The sequence below is a fragment of the Candidatus Photobacterium acropomis genome, from assembly GCF_030685555.1.
GTDB lineage: Bacteria > Pseudomonadota > Gammaproteobacteria > Enterobacterales > Vibrionaceae > Photobacterium > Photobacterium lucens.
The window spans coordinates 289,772-309,711 of record NZ_CP131608.1 but is presented as its reverse complement, the minus strand read 5'-3'; the positions used below and the strand labels follow the sequence as shown (position 1 = coordinate 309,711).

Sequence of the window (19,940 nt, the reverse complement as noted above, 5' to 3'; positions counted from 1 at the left end):
GCAATGAAAACCATAAAACAACACGCTAAAGGTATGATTGCCGTATTGATGGCGAGCATGGTGTTAGTCGGATGCGCCAGCAAACCTATGGTGCAACAAAACCAAGTGGAAATTGCGCCCGATACGCTAGTGACCTTACCAACACCAGCTCAACTGGGTTACTCATTAACAGCCAGCCAGCTGATCACCGCTACATGGAAAAAACAAAGCCACCAGCTTCCGGTTCAGCTACAAGTTGATCCGAAGCGCGTAGCATTAGCGGGATTTTCTTCATGGGGAACCCGTATTCTTAGCCTTGATTATCAAGATCAACATATTGATACCTATGTTATGCCGGGGCTAGGTGCAACACTGCCCGATCCTAAGCAGGTCTTATTTAATATTATGATCACGCTGTGGCCGATTGATGCTTGGCAAGCCCCATTAACACAAGTAGGTTGGCAATTAAAACAAACCCATAATCACCGTCAATTAATTGATAATAAAGGTGATATAATTGCAGATATTGATTATAAAAATAGCGATCCGCTAAAAGGTGATATTACCTTTATCAACCATCAACAGCATTACACGATCGGTATTAAAACACTGCAATCAAGCCAACATGAGTCAGGTAAATAATCTCTTACTCATAACGAAAAAGCATTAAATAACCAATATCAAAGAGCCAGATACCAGCACTATGCAAACAATCGCCGACAAACAGTCAATTTATATTCGTGGGTGTGGGTTTAACTCAGCGTTAGGCTGCGAACATGACACCATCCACCAACGATTACGCCAAGGTATTAGCCCAGATATGCTAACCGTACAAGGCTGGCTAAATGACGGCACAGAGACTGTCGTTGGCAAAGTTTCATCTGCACTACCAAATATTGATAGCACGCGTTTCGCGTACCAAGATACGGCTAATAACCGTTTAGCCTTATCTGCACTGCAACAAATTGAACCCGAGATCCATGCCGCCATTAAGCAATACGGCAATGATCGTATTGCGGTAATTATTGGAACAACAACCTCTGGGATCAGTGATGGTGAGCAAGCACTAACGACACGAAAAGAGACTGGCAGTTACCCAAATGGGTATCACTACCACCAGCAAGAGCCGAGTAATACAGGGCAATTTATTGCTGACTATTACCAATTAACAGGCCCTTGCTACACCCTTTCAACTGCATGTTCATCTAGCGGTCGCGTGTTTTTATCGGCAAAGCGCATGCTAAAAGCGGGCTTAGTCGATGCGGTTATTGTCGGTGGGGCTGATAGCCTTTGTCACTTAACCCTTAATGGTTTTCACGGCTTAGATTCTCTTTCAAGCAGTTTGTGTAATCCATTTAGTGATAATCGCAACGGGATCAACATTGGTGAAGGAGCGGCTTTTATGCTGCTTGCTCTAACCCCAGATGAACATCAATCAGCACCGCATATTGCATTGCTTGGTATCGGTGATAGCTCTGATGCTCATCATATTTCAGCGCCACATCCAGAAGGCTCTGGGGCGGAAGAAGCAATGCGTAAAGCCTTAGCCGATGCCAATCTGACGCCTAACGATATTGGTTACATCAACGCCCATGGAACGGCAACGCCTTTAAATGATGCAATGGAAGCAAAAGCCCTTGCCCGAGTGTTTGGCAATCACGTACCCGTGAGTTCAACCAAACCTCTTACAGGGCATACTCTAGGGGCTGCAAGCGCGATTGAAGCTGCCATTTGTTGGCACTTACTTCGCTATAATTTACCCCTGCCAATGCAAATTAATGATGGTGTTGTCGCAGACGATCTTCCAATTCAATTAGCCTCTGCAGAGATGGCATTAGCCAAGCCCGTAGTGCTCAGTAACTCGTTTGCATTTGGTGGCAACAACATCAGCCTTATTATTGGACGTACCGATGACTAATTGCCCCCCATTACATCAACTATTACCTCATGAATCACCAATGATCCTTGTCGATGAGCTCATTGACGTAGGTGAAAAGCACATTCATTGCCGTGTGGTGATCCGCCCTGATTGCCTGTATTTCGATCCACAAACGCAATCTGTTCCCGGCTATGTTGGGATCGAATTTATGGCACAAAGTGTCGCAGGTTGGTCAGGCTATCACGCTTGGAAAAAAGGTGATGATTCACCGATCGGCTTTCTCTTAGGTTGCCGTCGCTACCACAGTGAATTAAGCACCTTCAAAGAGCACGAAATTTTAGACATTCATGCTGAAGAAATTATGGAAAATAACGGCATGGCTGTTTTTGACTGCAAGATCATGGTTAACGACAACATCGTTGCAAGCAGTCAACTCAATGCATTTGTTCCCTCAAAAACACAATTAGAACAAATGCAAACAGACAACAATAACAGGAAGAACGCATGACTCGACACGTCCTCGTAACAGGTGCAAGTAAAGGCATCGGTCGCGCGATAGCGATACAGCTGGCTAAAGATGGTTTTACAATCGCCGTTCACTACATGAGTGATAAACAAGGTGCTGAAGCAACATTGGCTTCAATTACAGAAGCTGGTGGTGAAGGTCGCTTAATTCAATTTGATATCAGCAACCGCGAACAATGCCGCGAAAGACTTAATGCAGACATTGCTGAACATGGTGCTTATTACGGCGTGGTAAGTAATGCCGGGATCACCCGAGATACCGCATTCCCAGCGATGACAGAGCAAGAATGGGACGGTGTGATCCACACTAACCTTGATAGCTTCTATAACGTGTTACATCCTTGCGTAATGCCTATGGTGCAAAAGCGTAAAGGCGGTCGTATTGTTACCTTAGCATCGGTATCAGGGATCACTGGTAACCGAGGACAAACCAATTACAGTGCTGCAAAAGCAGGTGTGATTGGTGCGACCAAATCACTCGCGCTAGAGCTCGCAAAGCGTAAGATCACCGTAAACTGTGTCGCACCGGGACTGATTGACACAGGTATGGTAGACGAGCACGTAAAAGAGCATGCTTTACCGCAAGTACCACTACGTCGTATGGGTGAACCAAAAGAAGTGGCTGGACTGGTTAGCTACTTAATGTCTGACATTGCCGCTTATGTTACTCGTCAGGTTATTTCAGTGAACGGAGGTTTAGTATGAACCGTCGTGTAGTTGTTACAGGCATGTCTGGGGTTACTGCATTTGGTAACGATTGGCAGCAGATTGAGCCAAAACTGCGTGCATGCGAAAATGCAACCATCTACATGCAAGACTATGAATTGTATGATGGATTAAATACCAAACTGGCTGCGCCAATTGAAAACTTCACCCTGCCAAAACACTATACACGTAAGAAAACCCGTGCCATGGGTCGTGTATCTAAGCTATCAACACTGGCAACGGAAAATGCACTGATTCAAGCAGGCTTATTAGACAACGATGTACTGACTAACGGTCAAACCGGTATTGCTTACGGCTCATCAACCGGCAGTACCCCTGCGATCAGTGCTTTTGGTGTGATGCTTAACGAGAAAAGCACCCGCGCAATTACTGCCACCACTTATGTACAAATGATGCCTCACACCACTGCTGTTAACGTGGGCTTATTCTTTGGTCTGCGTGGTCGTGTGATCCCAACTAGCAGTGCATGTACTTCAGGTAGCCAAGCAATTGGTTATGCGTATGAAGCCATTAAACACGGCTATCAAACTGTAATGGTAGCTGGTGGTGCTGAAGAGCTTTGCCCAACAGAGTCTGCCGTTTTTGATACCCTTTTTGCTACCAGCCTTAAAAACGACACACCGAAAGCAACACCTCGCCCCTACGATACCGAGCGTGATGGCTTAGTGATTGGTGAAGGTGCTGGCACATTAGTATTAGAAGAATACGACCATGCCATTGCTCGTGGCGCGAAGATCTATGCTGAAGTGGTTGGCTTTGCTAGCAACTGTGATGCCGCCCACGTAACACAACCACAAAAAGAAACCATGCAGTTATGTATGGAAATGGCACTACAGCAAGCGAACTTATCACCAAGTGCTATCGACTATATCTCAGCTCACGGCACAGCCACTGAGAAAGGTGATATTGCCGAGAGCCAAGCGACAGCGAGTATCTTTGGTAATGACACGCCAATTAGCTCTCTGAAAAGCTATTTAGGTCACACTCTTGGTGCCTGTGGCGCGATTGAAGCATGGTTAAGTCTAGAAATGATGCATAATGGTTGGTTTAACCCAACCCTTAACCTAGACAACGTTGATCCTGAATGTGGCGATTTAGACTACATTCGCGGTGAAGGACGCAACCTTAATTGCCAGTACATTATGAGCAACAACTTTGCGTTTGGTGGGATCAACACGTCAATTATTTTTAAGCGCGTTTAACACCTACATATAGCGCTAAATATACGCTTAAAAACGCAAACCAATAACCATGCACATACTAAGATCAGTTATCGTGCATGGTTATTGTCATTCACATTATTGCTGTTTTAAAAATTCGATCGCCTGATCTTTTTCCTCTGGCTGGAAGAATTGAATATCGATGTTACGAAATAGCTTGTCTTCCACTTTGACAATTTTTTCAATCCACTGCTTATCAGCAACCACTGCAACTTTGGTAATGTGCGAAATACCCGCATGAAACACATAACGTACTTCTTCAAGTAGCGCTGAAAACTCTATCCCTTCAAAATTATCGATCTGCTCGAAAATCACAATCTTGCCATGTACTTCAGTTTTAGCTTGTGCATCATACAAAATACGCTTCATGTCATCTTCATTGATCTTGCCATCAATTGAAAACGCCACTGCATTATCAATATCAACATTGAGCATAGTTAACATTATTGTGTCCTTAATCCTTCAAGAAATGAGTGTTTTACTATGCGCTTTTTGTCAGAAAAGTGCAGTGAGGTAGAGACGATATTTTGGGGAAATGATATTGCATCAAAGCATTGTGATTTGCTCTCCTCTTTATTAAAAAAGAACTCCAACAAAATAAGCACCAATATGCACATATCTATTTACATTTCTAAACAAACAGAACATTGCAAAATAAAATTTAGACCTCTAATCAGTTAAGATTCATTTTCATACATGTAAAAATGAGATAAAACCCACAAAAACAACGTAAATCATGTATAATTATGATTACGCATCATCACAATGCGTAATAATACCTATTAAATTATTTAGAGCTCAAAGGAATAGACTCTTAATATGGACATATCAACACCTTCGGTAAATGCTTCCGAAATAGGTGAAGACATAAAGCAAACGTGGACATTTTTACAACCAACAGCAAAGGATGGTGATGAGATTTTTAATCTGATCGCTGATTGTCCCCCTCTCGATACCAACTCCTCTTATTGTAACTTTCTCCAATCTACCCATTTTCATAAAACCTGCGTTATTGCACGTTGTAATGGCCAGATTGCAGGGTTTATATCAGGTTATAAAAAGCCTGATGAGTCCAGCACTTTATTTGTATGGCAGGTGGCAGTAGCCCACCAATATCGAGGTCATGGGCTTGCCTTTAACATGTTACAAGAGCTAATAACGCGTGATGCATTGCACCCTATCACGGCCATTGAAACCACGATCACAGAAGATAACCGCGCATCGTGGGCATTATTTAGAAAGCTAGACGCACGCCATGGCGAGCAAGGCGAAGTGAGTACTTTTTTAGACGAAGACATTCATTTTAAAGGTAAGCACGATACGGAATTCTTGTATCGCATCCCTTTAACTCATACTCAACAGAAAGGAAAATAAACGGGCATATTATGGATATTTTTAAGAAACAGGAATCAAAAGTTCGTTCTTACTCAAACAGTTTCCCCGTCGTATTTACCAAAGCAAAAGGCAGCTGGCTTGAGACCGAACAAGGCGATCGTTACCTCGATTTTCTCGCTGGTGCTGGTTCTCTAAATTACGGTCATAATAATCCTGTGTTCAAACAGGCTCTACTCGACTATATCGAACAAGATGGGATCACCCACGGTTTAGATATGCACTCCACAGCTAAAGCCAATTTCCTTGAAGTATTAGAGCGCAATATTCTCGCCCCTCGCCAGCTTAACTATGTAACGCAATTTACCGGTCCTACGGGCACAAATGCGGTAGAAGCAGCACTGAAACTGGCACGTAAAGTAAAAAAGCGCAGCTCTATTGTTGCTTTCACCAATGGGTTTCATGGTTGTACTGCAGGTGCATTAGCCGCAACAGGCAATCAACATCACCGTCAAGGTTCAGGAATGAGCCTTAACAATATTACGCGTATTCCTTTTGAAGGTTATGCAGATATTGACGGTCTTAAATTATTTGAAACCATGCTTACCGATAATTCAGCTGGCATGGATAAACCAGCCGCAGTATTGATTGAAACAGTACAAGGTGAAGGCGGTTTGAATGTCGCTTCTAACCAATGGCTGCAACGTTTAGAAGCTATTTGTAAACAACACGATATTTTACTGATTGTGGATGATATTCAAGCAGGCTGTGGACGAACAGGTACTTTCTTTAGCTTTGAACCATCAGGGATCAAGCCTGATATTGTGACCCTATCAAAATCAATTGGTGGCTATGGTTTACCAATGGCGATTGTACTGTTCAAACCTGAGCTTGATATCTGGCAACCGGGTGAGCATAACGGTACTTTCCGTGGTAATAACCATGCATTTGTAACGGCAACCAAAGCCCTTGAAACCTACTGGGCGGATGATTCACTTGAAAAACATGTTGCCGCCAGCTCTGAGATCATTAGTAAGGTATTAGATAAATGTCTTCATGATCATGCCGATCTGTTTGTACAGAAAAAAGGTCGCGGCATGATGATCGGGATTGAATGTAACGATGGCGAGCTTGCCGGACAAATAGCAAAAACGTGTTTTGAAAATGGCTTGGTGATTGAAACTGCAGGCCCTAATGATGAAGTCGTGAAATTCTTTAGTCCACTTACTATCTCACATGATGAGCTAAAACAAGGTTTAGCTATTTTTGAAAATGCGGTAGAGCAAATCGTCGCAGAAGACTTTAAACAAGCATCATAATTTAAGGACAAATCATGATTGTTAGAACATTAGATGAATGTCGTGATAGTGAGCGTCGTGTTGCCTCTGAAACATGGGAAAGCGTTCGTATGTTGCTCAAAGATGACAAGATGGGCTTTTCTTTCCACATCACGACCATCTTTGAAAATACCGAAACCCATATCCACTATAAAAATCACTTAGAGTCAGTGTATTGCATGAGTGGTGAAGGGGAAATTGAAGTCGTGGGTGGCAAAACCTACCCTATAAAACCGGGCACACTGTATATTCTTGATCAGCACGATGAGCACTATTTACGTGCTTACAAAGATAAAGAAATGGTGATGGCGTGTGTGTTTAACCCACCGATCACCGGCAAAGAGACCCACGATGAAAACGGTGTTTATCCACTCGTTGATTAAAAGCGGCATGAACATCTCAATGTTAGTATGCTAAAACAAAAATCCCGCTACAGGCTCAAACTTGTAGCGGGATTTTAATTTGAAAACTTAGCAACAAAAAGCGGCGTTAATCAAACTCAGCCAGATTTTGTTGGTATTGTTGATATTGCTTTTGTACTGCATCAGATGGTGCACCTGTTGCTTTACTTACCACCACAACAGCCAGTGATGCGAAAATAAAGCCTGGGATAATTTCATATAAATCAAAAATACCGCCAGTCAGTTGCTTCCATACCACTACAGTAACAGCTCCCACTAAAATACCAGCAATCGCACCATTACGGTTCATGCCTTTCCAGTACAAGCTAAGCAGTAATACAGGACCAAATGCCGCACCAAATCCTGCCCATGCATAAGAGACTAACGCTAACACTGAGCTTTCAGGATCCAACGCTAAGATAAATGCAACAATAGATAACAAGATCACCGCAATACGTCCGACCATCACAATCTCTTGGCTTGATGCTTGTGGGCGGAATACTTGCTTATAAAAATCTTCCGCTAGTGCAGATGATGAAACCAACAATTGTGAATCAGCGGTACTCATGATCGCAGCTAAAATCGCAGCTAATAAAATACCCGCCATCACAGGGTGGAAAATCGCATTTACTAATAGCATGAACACTTTCTCGCTATCAGCAAGTTCACCACCTAAATTGCCATCAACATACACAATACCTGTTAAGCCCACTAACAATGCACCAATCATAGAAAGGGCTGTCCAGATCACTGCGATGCGACGCGCAGTACCAATGTCTTTGTTAGAACGTGTCGCTTTAAAGCGTGCCAAAATATGCGGCTGACCAAAGTAGCCTAAACCCCAACCGAGTAGTGATAAAATCACCATCCAAGATAGCGGCTGACCTTTAATGTCATTCCAAAATGTCAGTAGCTCTGGATTTTTGCTATGCAACGTTTCCATGAGAGTAACAGGATCCGCATTCATTGCAGTGATCGGCACAATCAATAAAGCTGCAGACATTAACAAACCTTGCACTAAGTCGGTCCAAGATACCGCAAGGAAGCCTCCAAATAAGGTGTATGTCACGACACATACCGTACCGATGAACAGTGCAAGGGTGTAATCAAGCCCAAATACGGTTTCAAACAATTTTCCGCCTGCAACTAAACCGGCACTGGTATAGAAAAGGAAAAACAACAAAATAAAGAAGGCAGAAATGGTTTGGATCAGCTTTGAATTATCATCGAATCGACGTGATAAAAACTCAGGCAGTGTTAATGAGTTATCAGCCGTAATACTATAAGTACGTAAGCGCTTGGCACAAATAAGCCAGTTCAACCAAGTGCCTAATAATAAGCCACCAGCAAGCCATAAAGACTCAAAGCCTGCGATATAGGCGTAACCAGGTAAACCTAATAATAACCAGCCACTCATGTCTGATGCACCAGCAGAGATCGCTGACGGCCAAGGGCCTAGTGAGCGTCCACCTAAAAAGTAATCACTGGAACTTGAGGTGCGTTTATAGGCCATATAACCAATGGCTAACATCGCAAGTAGGTATGCGATAAACGTCGCTGTAATAGCGAAGTTATTTTCAATCATGTTGTACTTCCTTTTGATCGGCCTTTGTTCATGGCAAAGGCCTTTGATCATTTTTAACTACGTCAGGTTAGCTTGCTTCTCCGCAACCCAATTCAAGCAAGGTTGCATTACCGCCAACGGCAGTAATATTTATCGTTCTGGTACGTTCGGTAATAAAACGTAAACAGTAACTTTGGCTACCAATAATCGGTAAATTCACTACATCTGTTTCAGCCACTAATTGTGCTAATTGTCCTTCTCGTGCAGCTAATTGGCGCGCAATTTCTAGTGCACGATCCGCACTGCCACAGTAAGCGACAGCAACCACATCTTCGGATTGAATTAACGATTCAAAATCATGACTCTCGATAATAGTAAGAACATTAGCGATAGCTCCTGCTTGCGCTAATTGGCTGAGAATGGCACCTGCTTTTAAGGGATGATCTGGCGATAGGCATAGCATCACGCTATTCCCACACACCAGTGCGGTAGTAATTTGAGCGATGACCACATGGTTTGCGACATCATCGTTAGCAGTTACAACAACCACACCACGTCCTACACAATAAAGGGTATTGCTCTCTCCTGTAGGCCCTGGCATTACATGGGGTGTCGCAATCATTTCCTGTGCATTGGCGCACTGAAAGTTAACCATCATAGCTGATAGGTTATCTAACGATTTCGCCCAGCGGCGTAGAATAGCGATTCGCGTTTCAAAGTCCAGATCATTCCAGATGGAAGCAGCAAAAATGCTACCTCGTAGCGACTTTTGCACATTCGTTGATAGTGATATTTGTTGTTGAGCATGCATCATTATTCAACTTCCCCCATATCGATATGATTAGTTGTATGAGTTGGAACAACACTAGGTTGCATAAAGCGATATAGGTAATGCGGTCCTCCCGCTTTTGGCCCAGTACCGGATAACCCTCGACCACCAAACGGTTGTACCCCAACCACGGCCCCCACTTGATCGCGATTGATATAGCAATTGCCGACTTTGGCGCGTGATTCAATTTCACTGTACGTCCGTTCATTACGGCTATGTATGCCCATGGTTAATCCATAGCCAGTTTTATTTATTTGATCGATCACCTGATCAAGCTCACTCGCCTTATATCTCACAATATGCAGAATTGGCCCAAAGTGCTCTTGGGTTAACACACTGATATTGCTGATCTCAATCGCTGTTGGTGGAACAAAATCCCCTAACTGACAATCACGGGCTAACGGTGTTTGATATAGCACTTGAGCGTGGTTTTTCATCTCTTCAATATGGGTGAGTAGTTTGGCTTTTGCTGATATATCAATCACAGGACCAACATCCGTCGAATGTAAGCGAGGATCGCCCACACTAAGCTCGACCATCGCACCTTGAATTAACCCTATAACCCGATCGGCAATATCTTGCTGCACAAATAACACCCGCAATGCAGAACAACGTTGTCCTGCTGAGGCAAAAGCAGAGCGCAATACATCTCTAACCACTTGTTCAGGCAAAGCAGTACTATCAACGATCATCGCATTTTGACCGCCCGTTTCAGCAATAAAGGGAACAGGTGCACAATCTCTTGCCATTAACGTACGGTTAATTAATTGCGCAGTCGGTGTGGAGCCTGTAAACGCAACACCCGCTACGCGTTCATCCGATAGAAGTTGCTGACCAATGTCACGCCCTTGTCCTGTCAGTAATTGGATAACGTCTTTTGGTATCCCTGTAAGCTGTAACAATTCAATCGCGCGACAAGCAATTAATGATGTTTGCTCGGCAGGCTTGGCAACCACAGTATTACCTGCTGCTAATGCTGCACAAATTTGACCTAAGAAGATCGCTAAAGGGAAATTCCACGGGCTAATGCAGACAAACACCCCACGACCTTGATAACGCACTAACTGATCGACACCATCAAAGCTTGTACTACGCTGAGGTTGCGAAAAATGTGTTTCCACTTGCTCACTGTAATAACGACAAAAGTCCACAGCTTCTCGAATTTCATCTATCGCATCATGAATGGTTTTACCTGCTTCTCGCTGACATAACGCCACCAATTCTGCTTGATGTAGTTCTAACTTATCGGCTAATAAATTTAAGTAATGAGCACGCTGAGAAGCATCCGTTTGCGACCACATCGCAGAGGCATCGTGTGCTGAACTGATCGCCGTTTCAATTTGTGCCGATGTGCTATAAACCACTTCGCCTACCACTTCACTACGATCATAAGGGGCAGTGATTGTTACTCGCTCTGCCGCTAAAATAGCTTCTAGATTGCCGTTTATGATTGGCGATGCTTTCCATATTATCTGATCAAAAGCGTGAACGGCTTGCTCGAAAGGCTGACATTGAGATTCAATATCAATGTTAACGCCTGCCGAGTTTTGACGGGCAGAGCCAAAAATATCTTTCGGCAATGGGATCAAGCTGTTATGAAGTGTTTTTCGTTGCTTTAATAAATCAACAGGATGTTGAGTTAAAGAATCTATTGGACAGTTGGCATCAACCAATCGATGGACAAATGAACTATTGGCACCATTTTCTAATAATCGACGCACAAGGTAAGGCAATAAATCTTTATGGCTACCGACAGGTGCATAAATCCGTACCAATGTTTGATGCATTGCCATCACATGGTTATAAAGCGCATCGCCCATACCATGCAGACGCTGAAATTCGTAACCTGAATGTGTTGCCATTGCCACTATTGCACTCACTGTATGTGCGTTATGGGTAGCAAATTGTGGGTAGATCAGATTTGAAAAATGTTCCGATAGCAGTAATCGAGCACAAGCTAAATAGGAAGTATCCGTTCCTTCTTTACGAGTAAATACCGGATAACCGCTATACCCTGCTTGCTGACTCAACTTTAATTCACTATCCCAATAAGCCCCTTTTACCAAACGCAAAGGAATAACATCACCCTGTTGTCTTGCTAATGCCGCCAGCCAAGTTAATACCGGTAATGCCCGTTTTGAATAAGCTTGAACTACAAGTCCAAAGCGTCCCCAGCCTTTTAGTTCATCTGAGCGATAGAGTTTTTCAAACAGTTTTAATGATAACTCCAGTCTATCGGCTTCTTCCGCATCAATGGTGATCCCAACGTTATGCTCTCGGGCATGGATTAATAACGCCAATACCGAGCGATACATTTCATCCAGCACACGGGCTTCATTAGCGACCTCATAGCGAGGATGCAATGCTGATAGCTTAATAGATACCGTAGGATCAGATGATGAGCGAGAGGTTTGACTCACATATGCACGGTTTTCATTACCGACAGCCTTAATCGCGGTGAAATAATCGTTATAGTACTTCTTAGCATCTGTTGCGGTTAATGCAGCTTCTCCCAGCATATCGAAAGAATAAGTAAAGCCTTGTTCACGCTTCGGTTTACCATTTTTCATCGCCTCATCAATATTGCGTCCTAACACAAATTGATGCCCCATGATTTTCATCGCTTGGTGCATCGCTTGTCTGATCACGGGCTCAGACATTTTATTGACCAAACGATTAATCACATTTGTTGGCGTACCATCTTGATTGGCATCTAAGGTCACTACTTTGCCAGTGAGCATTAACCCCCATGTTGAGGCATTCACAAACAAAGAATCGGAGTTTTTAAGATGGGACTTCCAATCTGCCACACTGAGTTTATCGCGGATCAAAGCATCCGCTGTTGCAGCATCAGGTATCCGCATTAATGCTTCAGCTAAGCACATTAATAAGATACCTTCTTTGGTATCTAGGCTGTATTCCAGCAACAGTGCATCAATCATTTGCACCGCATTTTTATCGCTACGAACACGGCTTATTAACTCTGAAGCTTTCTCGTTACAAAACGCTTGCTCTTGTGGACTTGGCTTTGCCAATGGTAAGAGTTGTGTAAGCCATGTAGATTCATCGATGGCATATAAAGGTGAGATCAACGACCATAATTGATCAAGTGGTTGCTCAATAAAAGCGGGCTGGAGCACATCAACAGCTTTAAACATCAGGTTCCCTCTATGACATGAACAGTGAGATCATAATGAACGCCACCCTCATGTTACTACTTTGTTATTGCCTGTAGATATTATGGATAATATTTAATGTCGTCTTATGAATTCCTACGCAATATTTTATTTTTCCTCCGATAGTGGATAATCCGAGATCTAGCACATAAAAAAAGCGCTACATAGCAAAATAAACTATGTAACGCTTCTAAGTAGTGCTGCTTATAACTTATTGAATGAAATACTGATAGCGTGTAGGTGAAGTGCCGTATAAACGGCGAAAAGCTTGACTAAAACTACTTTGACTTGAAAACCCGCATAATTGTGCAACTTCCGATAACGGCTTTTGACGTTCTGCAATCAACTGCTTGGCTAACTCTAACCGTTTTTGCAACACATATTGATGTGGCGTTGTCCCCATTTGCGCTTTAAATAAAGCATAAAATTGGCTTTGTGCTAAAAAAGCGATGCTGGATAGCTCTGCCACTGAGATCTTCTTCTGAATATGCTGCTCTATATAGTTATCAATGAGTACCATATTCAATCGTTCTACTTTTTTTTCATCAAAGAGCATCAAGCTACGCTTAATTAAGCACTGCAAGGTGTTACTGATAGATTGTGATAACAAACTATCATCCGAGTGTTCTTTTAATTCAGTCGCCAACAATGAAATAAGCTGATGAGTACGTGCATCTAAGCTGAAATTGCTATTGCCGAACTGTTCAACGTCAGTCATTGAAATAAACGGGGGTAAATTCATCACTAAGACTTGGTTATTAGATGTACCTGAAAAACTATGTTCAACATTGGCATTAATTCGGTACCCCATACCAGGAGAAAGACAAACTGAACTATTCTCGATAGAAAGTTCACTTTTTCCAATTAGTCCTAGAATAATCTGAGGATATTCATGATGATGGTATGTCTTTGATTCATCTAACGTTTCCACACGAAATGACGGCGTTTTTCTTTCCACACATCACCTCCTTTTTACACTCCATAAAGTACAGCATCTATGTACTGCGCCTGATACTTCAAAATAAAACAAACAAGCGCATTAATAATAATGCGCTTATATTTAGCGGCAGCACTTAATCACTACCATTCATTTAAAATTTCAACGTTCACTTTCACATCTTTTGCTAACGATGCGATGTTAGTGTTCGCTAATAAATCACGAGAATAATTCAGTGTGATAAGGCTGTCTGACATATCAGTGATAGGCAAAGAGATCCCATCAATTCCAATATCGTCCTGCACTGTTAAGTTTTCAGCTAACCCTTTAGGGATATCAATCAGTACAGAAAAACCCGCTTCATTTTCTTCTATCGCTGTGACCAGCGCAGTACCTTTAATATTTCCTGTTAATCCACCACGACCAACCACCTCACCAAATTTAGGGTGGATTTCTAGGTTTACCTGATCACCTTCTTTTAATCCATCAAATGTTGTCGTACCCAATGCTTGGTCGATATCAAAGTACACCATATCGCCTAAAATACGGACAACCGTCAATGAACAACCATTTACTAACATTACAGTATCTACATCAACAAGTTGCAACATATCTTCAGGGAATATAATCCCATGCCGCTGACTATCTTCACTTTTTGAAATGGATCGAATAACACCACAACCTTGAACAATACCTCTAAACATTAATGTCTCCTTTTTTAGACTCTATATAATATTTTCAGCCAAATACGACTAGCACATTTATGAGATTCTAGTAATTGAAGAAAGAAATACAAAAAGCGGACAATATTTTTCTATTACCATCACAAATATTTTAATCAAACAATATAAAAATCAATCTTGTGTTAATAATGAAATACCAATAATATTTTAATGGGTAATTGAAACATTATTCATTTTACATTCCAACCGAACACTACATAAACAATTCCAACCAATGCCTATCAAAAATCCCGCCCCAATAAAAATAAACAAAACATTAAAAATCAACAACATAAAAATAAAAACTCCTACAGATACTTGCTAAAACCCACATTTACAAGGTTGAGCAATATTTACCTAATAAAAGTAAAAACTATTATTCAAACTTAAAACATACAAAACAAAATACTGTTTAATTAAATGAAAAACACCGGAGTAAATATAAAATAAAAATATAAAAATAAAGTTCAAAATATAACCAAAAAGCTTAAATTTACATTTATAAAAATTCATAGAAATAATAAATATAAAACATTCCGCACTGCATTCTATATTTTTTTGATCGATTTCTCACCGCTCATAAGTGTAAAAAAAACTGGGCAGGTTAAATATAAAAGACACAAATTAAAAATAATATTATCAACAATGTGAGACAAATCTCAAAACGTAACAAATGTAAAACAATTTACTTACACTAAAAAAAATATTCTCCTAGCCTAATTTTATTCCCTATGCAGCATGTAACTATGCAAACAGGGTATATAAAACTTACGATATGCTAATGGAGATTGCATGATTAAGAAGATCCCACTGATTATTGGAGGCGAAGTTCAAGACACGTCAGAACATGATGTCCGTGAACTTACGCTTAACAATAACACCGTCAATGTACCTATCATTACGGACAAAGATGCTGAGGCTATCACCTCACTAAAAAATGAAAACAAGCTAAATATCAACCAGATAGTTAACTTCTTGTATACTGTTGGGCAAAAATGGAAGAGTGAAAACTACAGCCGTCGCCTTACTTATATCCGTGATCTAGTAAAATTCATGGGCTACTCCCCTGAGATGGCAAAACTAGAGGCGAACTGGATTTCGATGATTCTATGTAGCAAAAGTGCGCTATATGACATTGTTGAAAATGATCTCAGCTCTCGCCATATCGTTGATGAATGGCTACCCCAAGGTGATTGCTATGTTAAGGCGCTACCAAAAGGCAAATCTATCCATTTATTAGCGGGTAACGTTCCGCTATCAGGTGTGACATCGATCCTGCGTGCAATTTTAACTAAAAATGAATGTATTATTAAAACATCATCAGCTGATCCATTTACCGCAACTGCGCTGGCTTCCAGTTTTATTGATACCGATGCCAACCACCCAATTACTCGATCAATGTCAGTTATGTATTGGTCACATAATGAAGATATCACTATCCCACAAAAAATCATGAACTGTGCAGATGTGGTTGTAGCTTGGGGTGGCACCGATGCAATCAAATGGGCGACAAAACATAGCCCTGCGCATGTCGATATTCTTAAATTTGGTCCAAAGAAAAGTATTTCAATAGTTGATAACCCAACAGATATTAAGGCCGCAGCCATTGGTGTTGCTCACGACATCTGTTTTTATGATCAACAAGCATGTTTCTCTACCCAAGATATCTATTACATGGGTGATAAACTCGATGAATTTTTCGATGAACTGACTAAACAGCTCAACATCTATAAAGTTATTTTGCCTAAAGGTGACCAATCTTTCGATGAAAAGGGGGCGTTTTCTTTAACCGAAAGAGAATGTTTATTTGCCAAATATAAAGTGCAAAAAGGTGAAGAGCAGGCTTGGTTATTAACGCAATCTCCAGCGGGTACTTTTGGTAATCAACCGTTATCACGCTCAGCATATATTCATCATGTTAGCGATATTTCAGAAATAACACCGTATCTACAAAATGATATAACCCAAACTGTTTCAATTACCCCATGGGAAGCATCATTTAAATATAGAGATACATTAGCGTCACATGGTGCGGAACGTATTATTGAATCAGGTATGAATAATATATTTCGCGTTGGTGGTGCACATGATGGTATGCGCCCTCTTCAGCGCCTTGTTAAATATATTTCACATGAAAGACCATCAACTTATACCACTAAAGATGTCGCTGTAAAAATAGAACAAACTCGCTATCTAGAAGAAGATAAATTCCTCGTATTCGTACCATAAAGAGAAATATCATGAAAAATACTCAAACCTCTGCACCTATTGATCACATGATCAGCTTAGGTGAGAATCGTCACATCCGAGTATGGGAAACATTACCTAAAAATCAAGAGATTAAGCGTAATAACACGATTGTTATTGCCGCAGGTTTTGCCCGTCGAATGGATCATTTTGCAGGTCTTGCTGAATATTTAGCAAATAATGGTTTCCATGTAATTCGTTATGATTCATTAAATCATGTCGGCTTAAGTAGTGGTGAAATTAATCAATTCTCTATGTCTGTTGGTAAACATAGTTTATTAACCGTCATTGAATGGCTAAAAGGCCGTGGTATTGATCAAATTGGATTAATTGCTTCAAGCCTTTCTGCTCGTATTGCTTATGATGTAGCAGCTGAAATTAACCTATCATTTTTAATTACCGCTGTTGGTGTTGTTAATTTAAGAAGCACGCTTGAGAAAGCACTTAAATATGATTACCTACAAATGGAAATTAACGACATTCCTGAAGATTTAAATTTCGAAGGCTATAACTTAGGCTCAAAAGTCTTTGTGGCTGATTGTTTTGATAATAATTGGGATAGCTTAGATTCAACAATAAATAAAACTAAAGATCTCGATATTCCTTTTATTGCCTTTATTTCTAATGGCGATGATTGGGTCTGCCAACAAGAAGTGAAAAAATTGGTCGGAAATATGAACTCCGATAAAACCAAAATCTATTCACTCATTGGTTCATCACATGATTTAGGTGAAAACCTGATCGTACTTCGTAACTTCTATCAATCGATTACTCGTGCAGCCATTGGCTTAGACAGTGAAGTAATTGATTTAGTTGATGATATTAGTGAGCCAAACTTTGAAGATCTCACCATTATTACAGTTAATGAACGTCGTTTGAAAAATAAAATTGAAAACGAAATGTTCGCTAGCGCTTAAACCAATACCTATTCAAGTCATCAAAAGGAAAAGATAATGAAATTTGGCAATATTTGTTTCTCATACCAGCCACCAGGTGAATCTCATAAAGAAGTCATGGATCGCTTTGTTCGTCTTGGCGTTGCTTCAGAAGAATTAAACTTCGACACCTTCTGGACACTTGAGCACCACTTCACTGAATTCGGCCTAACAGGTAACTTATATGTTGCTTGTGCCAATATTCTTGGTCGCACCAAAAAACTCAACGTCGGCACAATGGGTATCGTACTACCAACAGCTCACCCTGCTCGCCAAATGGAAGATCTACTGCTACTGGATCAAATGTCAAAAGGACGTTTTAACTTTGGTGTAGTACGTGGCCTATACCATAAAGATTTCCGGGTATTTGGTGTTACGATGGAAGATTCTCGTTCGATCACTGAAGATTTCCATAAGATGATCATGGACGGCTCTAAATCAGGCGTTTTACACACTGATGGTAAAAACATTGAATTCCCAGATGTAAATGTCTATCCAGAAGCCTACCTAGACAAGATCCCTACTTGTATGACAGCGGAATCTGCGGCGACAACAACCTGGCTAGCAGAACGTGGTTTGCCAATGGTACTGAGCTGGATCATCACCACCAGCGAGAAAAAAGCACAGATGGAACTGTACAATGAAATTGCAGCTGAGCATGGGCACGATATTCACAATATCGACCACAGCATGACCTTCATCTGTTCCGTTAATGAAGATCCAGAAAAAGCAGAAAGTGTCTGCCGTGACTTCCTATCAAACTGGTACGAGTCCTACACCAATGCGACCAATATCTTTAAAGACAGTAACCAAACTCGTGGTTATGACTATCACAAAGGTCAATGGCGTGACTTTGTACTACAAGGCCATACCGATACCCGTCGTCGTCTTGATTACAGTAATAACCTAAACCCTGTTGGTACACCTGAAAAATGTATTGAAATTATCCAGCGCGATATCGATGCAACAGGGATCAACAACATCACCCTTGGTTTTGAAGCAAACGGTTCTGAGCAAGAAATCATCGCATCGATGGAACGCTTCATGACACAAGTAGCGCCATACCTAAAAGATCCGAAATAAACCTCCACATTCAAGCCATTGAATTAAAATACAAATAAGGAACATAACATGAATTTTGGATTATTCTTTCTAAACTTTCAGCTTAAAGGTATGACATCTGAAGCAGTACTAGACAACATGATCGATACTATTGCTTTGGTTGATAAAGACGAGTACCACTTCAAAACCGCATTTGTGAACGAACACCATTTTTCTAAAAACGGTATCGTTGGTGCACCTATGACAGCTGCAAGTTTTCTACTAGGTTTAACTGAACGCCTTCATATTGGTTCATTGAATCAAGTGATCACCACTCACCACCCAGTCCGTATTGCAGAAGAAGCTAGCTTACTTGATCAAATGTCAGATGGGCGTTTTATTCTTGGGTTAAGTGATTGTGTTAGTGATTTCGAGATGGACTTCTTTAAACGCCAACGAGACAGCCAACAGCAACAATTCGAAGCCTGTTACGAAATTCTAAATGACGGTATCACTACTAACTACTGTTATGCGAATAATGACTTTTATAACTTCCCAAAAATCTCTATCAACCCACACTGTATTAGTAAAGAAAACCTAAAACAGTATATTTTAGCGACCAGCATGGGCGTGGTGGAATGGGCTGCGAAAAAAGGGCTACCACTGACTTACCGCTGGAGTGATACGCTGGCAGAAAAAGAAAATTACTATCAACGTTATTTAACTGTCGCCGCTGAAAATAATGTCGACATTACTCATGTTGATCACCAATTCCCATTACTTGTTAACATTAATCCAGATCGTGATATTGCTAAACAAGAAATGCGTGACTATATCCGTGGTTATATTGCTGAAGCTTACCCAAATACAGATCAAGAAGAAAAAATTGAAGAGCTAATTAAGCAACATGCGGTTGGTACAGAAGATGAATATTATGAATCATCTAAATATGCTTTAGAAAAAACAGGTTCAAAGAATGTATTGCTATCTTTTGAATCAATGAAAAATAAAGCCGCTGTCATCGACCTTATTAATATGGTTAATGAAAAAATCAAGAAAAATCTATAATAATAAATAACAGGATAATAAA

At 41.0% G+C, this 19,940-nt stretch carries 18 protein-coding genes; 12 read left to right on the top strand and 6 right to left on the bottom strand.

The window, feature by feature from the left end; genetic code table 11:
- The first annotated feature begins 3 nt into the window (after positions 1 to 3).
- From Q7657_RS01420 to Q7657_RS01400, 5 genes are all read left to right on the top strand, one after another.
- A complete protein-coding gene (locus Q7657_RS01420) occupies positions 4 to 621 on the top strand; it encodes a DUF3261 domain-containing protein (RefSeq protein WP_107167160.1) in 618 nt (205 codons plus the stop codon).
- Positions 622 to 682: 61 nt separating this feature from the next.
- Positions 683 to 1,897 carry a beta-ketoacyl-[acyl-carrier-protein] synthase family protein gene (locus tag Q7657_RS01415; protein ID WP_107167161.1) on the top strand — a complete coding sequence of 405 codons (1,215 nt, stop codon included), beginning with the start codon at positions 683 to 685 and terminating at the stop codon, positions 1,895 to 1,897.
- Positions 1,890 to 2,366 carry a hotdog family protein gene (locus tag Q7657_RS01410; RefSeq protein WP_053987823.1) on the top strand — a complete coding sequence of 159 codons (477 nt, stop codon included), beginning with the start codon at positions 1,890 to 1,892 and terminating at the stop codon, positions 2,364 to 2,366. The genes Q7657_RS01415 and Q7657_RS01410 overlap by 8 nt, the downstream gene beginning before the upstream one ends.
- A complete protein-coding gene (locus Q7657_RS01405; protein ID WP_107167162.1) occupies positions 2,363 to 3,088 on the top strand; it encodes a 3-ketoacyl-ACP reductase FabG2 in 726 nt (241 codons plus the stop codon). Before Q7657_RS01410 ends, Q7657_RS01405 begins: the two co-directional genes overlap by 4 nt.
- On the top strand, positions 3,085 to 4,311 hold the full coding sequence (locus tag Q7657_RS01400; protein WP_107167163.1) for a beta-ketoacyl-ACP synthase: 1,227 nt from the start codon (positions 3,085 to 3,087) through the stop codon (positions 4,309 to 4,311). The genes Q7657_RS01405 and Q7657_RS01400 overlap by 4 nt, the downstream gene beginning before the upstream one ends.
- Before the next feature lie 96 nt (positions 4,312 to 4,407).
- Here Q7657_RS01400 and Q7657_RS01395 read toward each other — a convergent pair whose 3' ends face one another.
- Positions 4,408 to 4,773, bottom strand: coding sequence for a SpoIIAA family protein (locus Q7657_RS01395; protein WP_107167164.1), 366 nt, complete (start codon positions 4,771 to 4,773; stop codon positions 4,408 to 4,410).
- A 375-nt stretch (positions 4,774 to 5,148) separates the two neighbouring features.
- Here Q7657_RS01395 and ectA point away from each other — a divergent pair, with 375 nt between their 5' ends.
- From ectA to Q7657_RS01380, 3 genes are read left to right on the top strand one after another with little or no spacing between them, the layout of a single operon-like run.
- Positions 5,149 to 5,703: a diaminobutyrate acetyltransferase gene (ectA, locus tag Q7657_RS01390; protein WP_107167165.1), complete on the top strand. Its 555-nt coding sequence runs from the start codon at positions 5,149 to 5,151 to the stop codon at positions 5,701 to 5,703.
- 11 nt (positions 5,704 to 5,714) lie between these two features.
- Positions 5,715 to 6,980: a diaminobutyrate--2-oxoglutarate transaminase gene (gene ectB, locus Q7657_RS01385; RefSeq protein ID WP_107167166.1), complete on the top strand. Its 1,266-nt coding sequence runs from the start codon at positions 5,715 to 5,717 to the stop codon at positions 6,978 to 6,980.
- A gap of 14 nt (positions 6,981 to 6,994) precedes the next feature.
- Complete coding sequence (locus tag Q7657_RS01380; protein ID WP_008988619.1) at positions 6,995 to 7,381, top strand: ectoine synthase; 387 nt, start codon at positions 6,995 to 6,997, stop codon at positions 7,379 to 7,381.
- A 106-nt stretch (positions 7,382 to 7,487) separates the two neighbouring features.
- Here Q7657_RS01380 and putP read toward each other — a convergent pair whose 3' ends face one another.
- The 5 genes from putP to Q7657_RS01355 all read right to left on the bottom strand — a co-directional run bounded on the left by putP (position 7,488) and on the right by Q7657_RS01355 (position 14,609).
- On the bottom strand, positions 7,488 to 8,984 hold the full coding sequence (gene putP / locus Q7657_RS01375) for a sodium/proline symporter PutP (protein WP_107167167.1): 1,497 nt from the start codon (positions 8,982 to 8,984) through the stop codon (positions 7,488 to 7,490).
- Between the two features lie 67 nt (positions 8,985 to 9,051).
- Complete coding sequence (locus Q7657_RS01370; RefSeq protein ID WP_107167168.1) at positions 9,052 to 9,777, bottom strand: aldehyde dehydrogenase family protein; 726 nt, start codon at positions 9,775 to 9,777, stop codon at positions 9,052 to 9,054.
- On the bottom strand, positions 9,777 to 12,950 hold the full coding sequence (putA, locus tag Q7657_RS01365; protein ID WP_107167169.1) for a bifunctional proline dehydrogenase/L-glutamate gamma-semialdehyde dehydrogenase PutA: 3,174 nt from the start codon (positions 12,948 to 12,950) through the stop codon (positions 9,777 to 9,779). The genes Q7657_RS01370 and putA overlap by 1 nt, the downstream gene beginning before the upstream one ends.
- Positions 12,951 to 13,179: 229 nt before the next feature.
- Positions 13,180 to 13,926 carry a helix-turn-helix domain-containing protein gene (locus Q7657_RS01360; protein WP_107167170.1) on the bottom strand — a complete coding sequence of 249 codons (747 nt, stop codon included), beginning with the start codon at positions 13,924 to 13,926 and terminating at the stop codon, positions 13,180 to 13,182.
- A 122-nt stretch (positions 13,927 to 14,048) separates the two neighbouring features.
- Positions 14,049 to 14,609: a hypothetical protein gene (locus Q7657_RS01355; protein WP_107167171.1), complete on the bottom strand. Its 561-nt coding sequence runs from the start codon at positions 14,607 to 14,609 to the stop codon at positions 14,049 to 14,051.
- 810 nt (positions 14,610 to 15,419) lie between these two features.
- On the opposite strand from Q7657_RS01355, the gene luxC reads away from it, so the two are divergent.
- Genes luxC through luxB form a run of 4 tightly spaced genes read left to right on the top strand, consistent with a single transcriptional unit; the run spans position 15,420 to position 19,918 of the window.
- Complete coding sequence (luxC, locus tag Q7657_RS01350) at positions 15,420 to 16,856, top strand: long-chain-fatty-acyl-CoA reductase LuxC (RefSeq protein ID WP_107167172.1); 1,437 nt, start codon at positions 15,420 to 15,422, stop codon at positions 16,854 to 16,856.
- An 11-nt stretch (positions 16,857 to 16,867) separates the two neighbouring features.
- Positions 16,868 to 17,791: a fatty acid reductase transferase subunit LuxD gene (luxD, locus tag Q7657_RS01345; RefSeq protein WP_107167173.1), complete on the top strand. Its 924-nt coding sequence runs from the start codon at positions 16,868 to 16,870 to the stop codon at positions 17,789 to 17,791.
- 36 nt (positions 17,792 to 17,827) lie between these two features.
- Positions 17,828 to 18,892: a luciferase subunit alpha gene (gene luxA, locus Q7657_RS01340; protein WP_060988028.1), complete on the top strand. Its 1,065-nt coding sequence runs from the start codon at positions 17,828 to 17,830 to the stop codon at positions 18,890 to 18,892.
- Positions 18,893 to 18,940: 48 nt separating this feature from the next.
- Complete coding sequence (luxB, locus tag Q7657_RS01335) at positions 18,941 to 19,918, top strand: luciferase subunit beta (RefSeq protein ID WP_053987809.1); 978 nt, start codon at positions 18,941 to 18,943, stop codon at positions 19,916 to 19,918.
- The last annotated feature ends 22 nt before the right edge of the window (positions 19,919 to 19,940 follow it).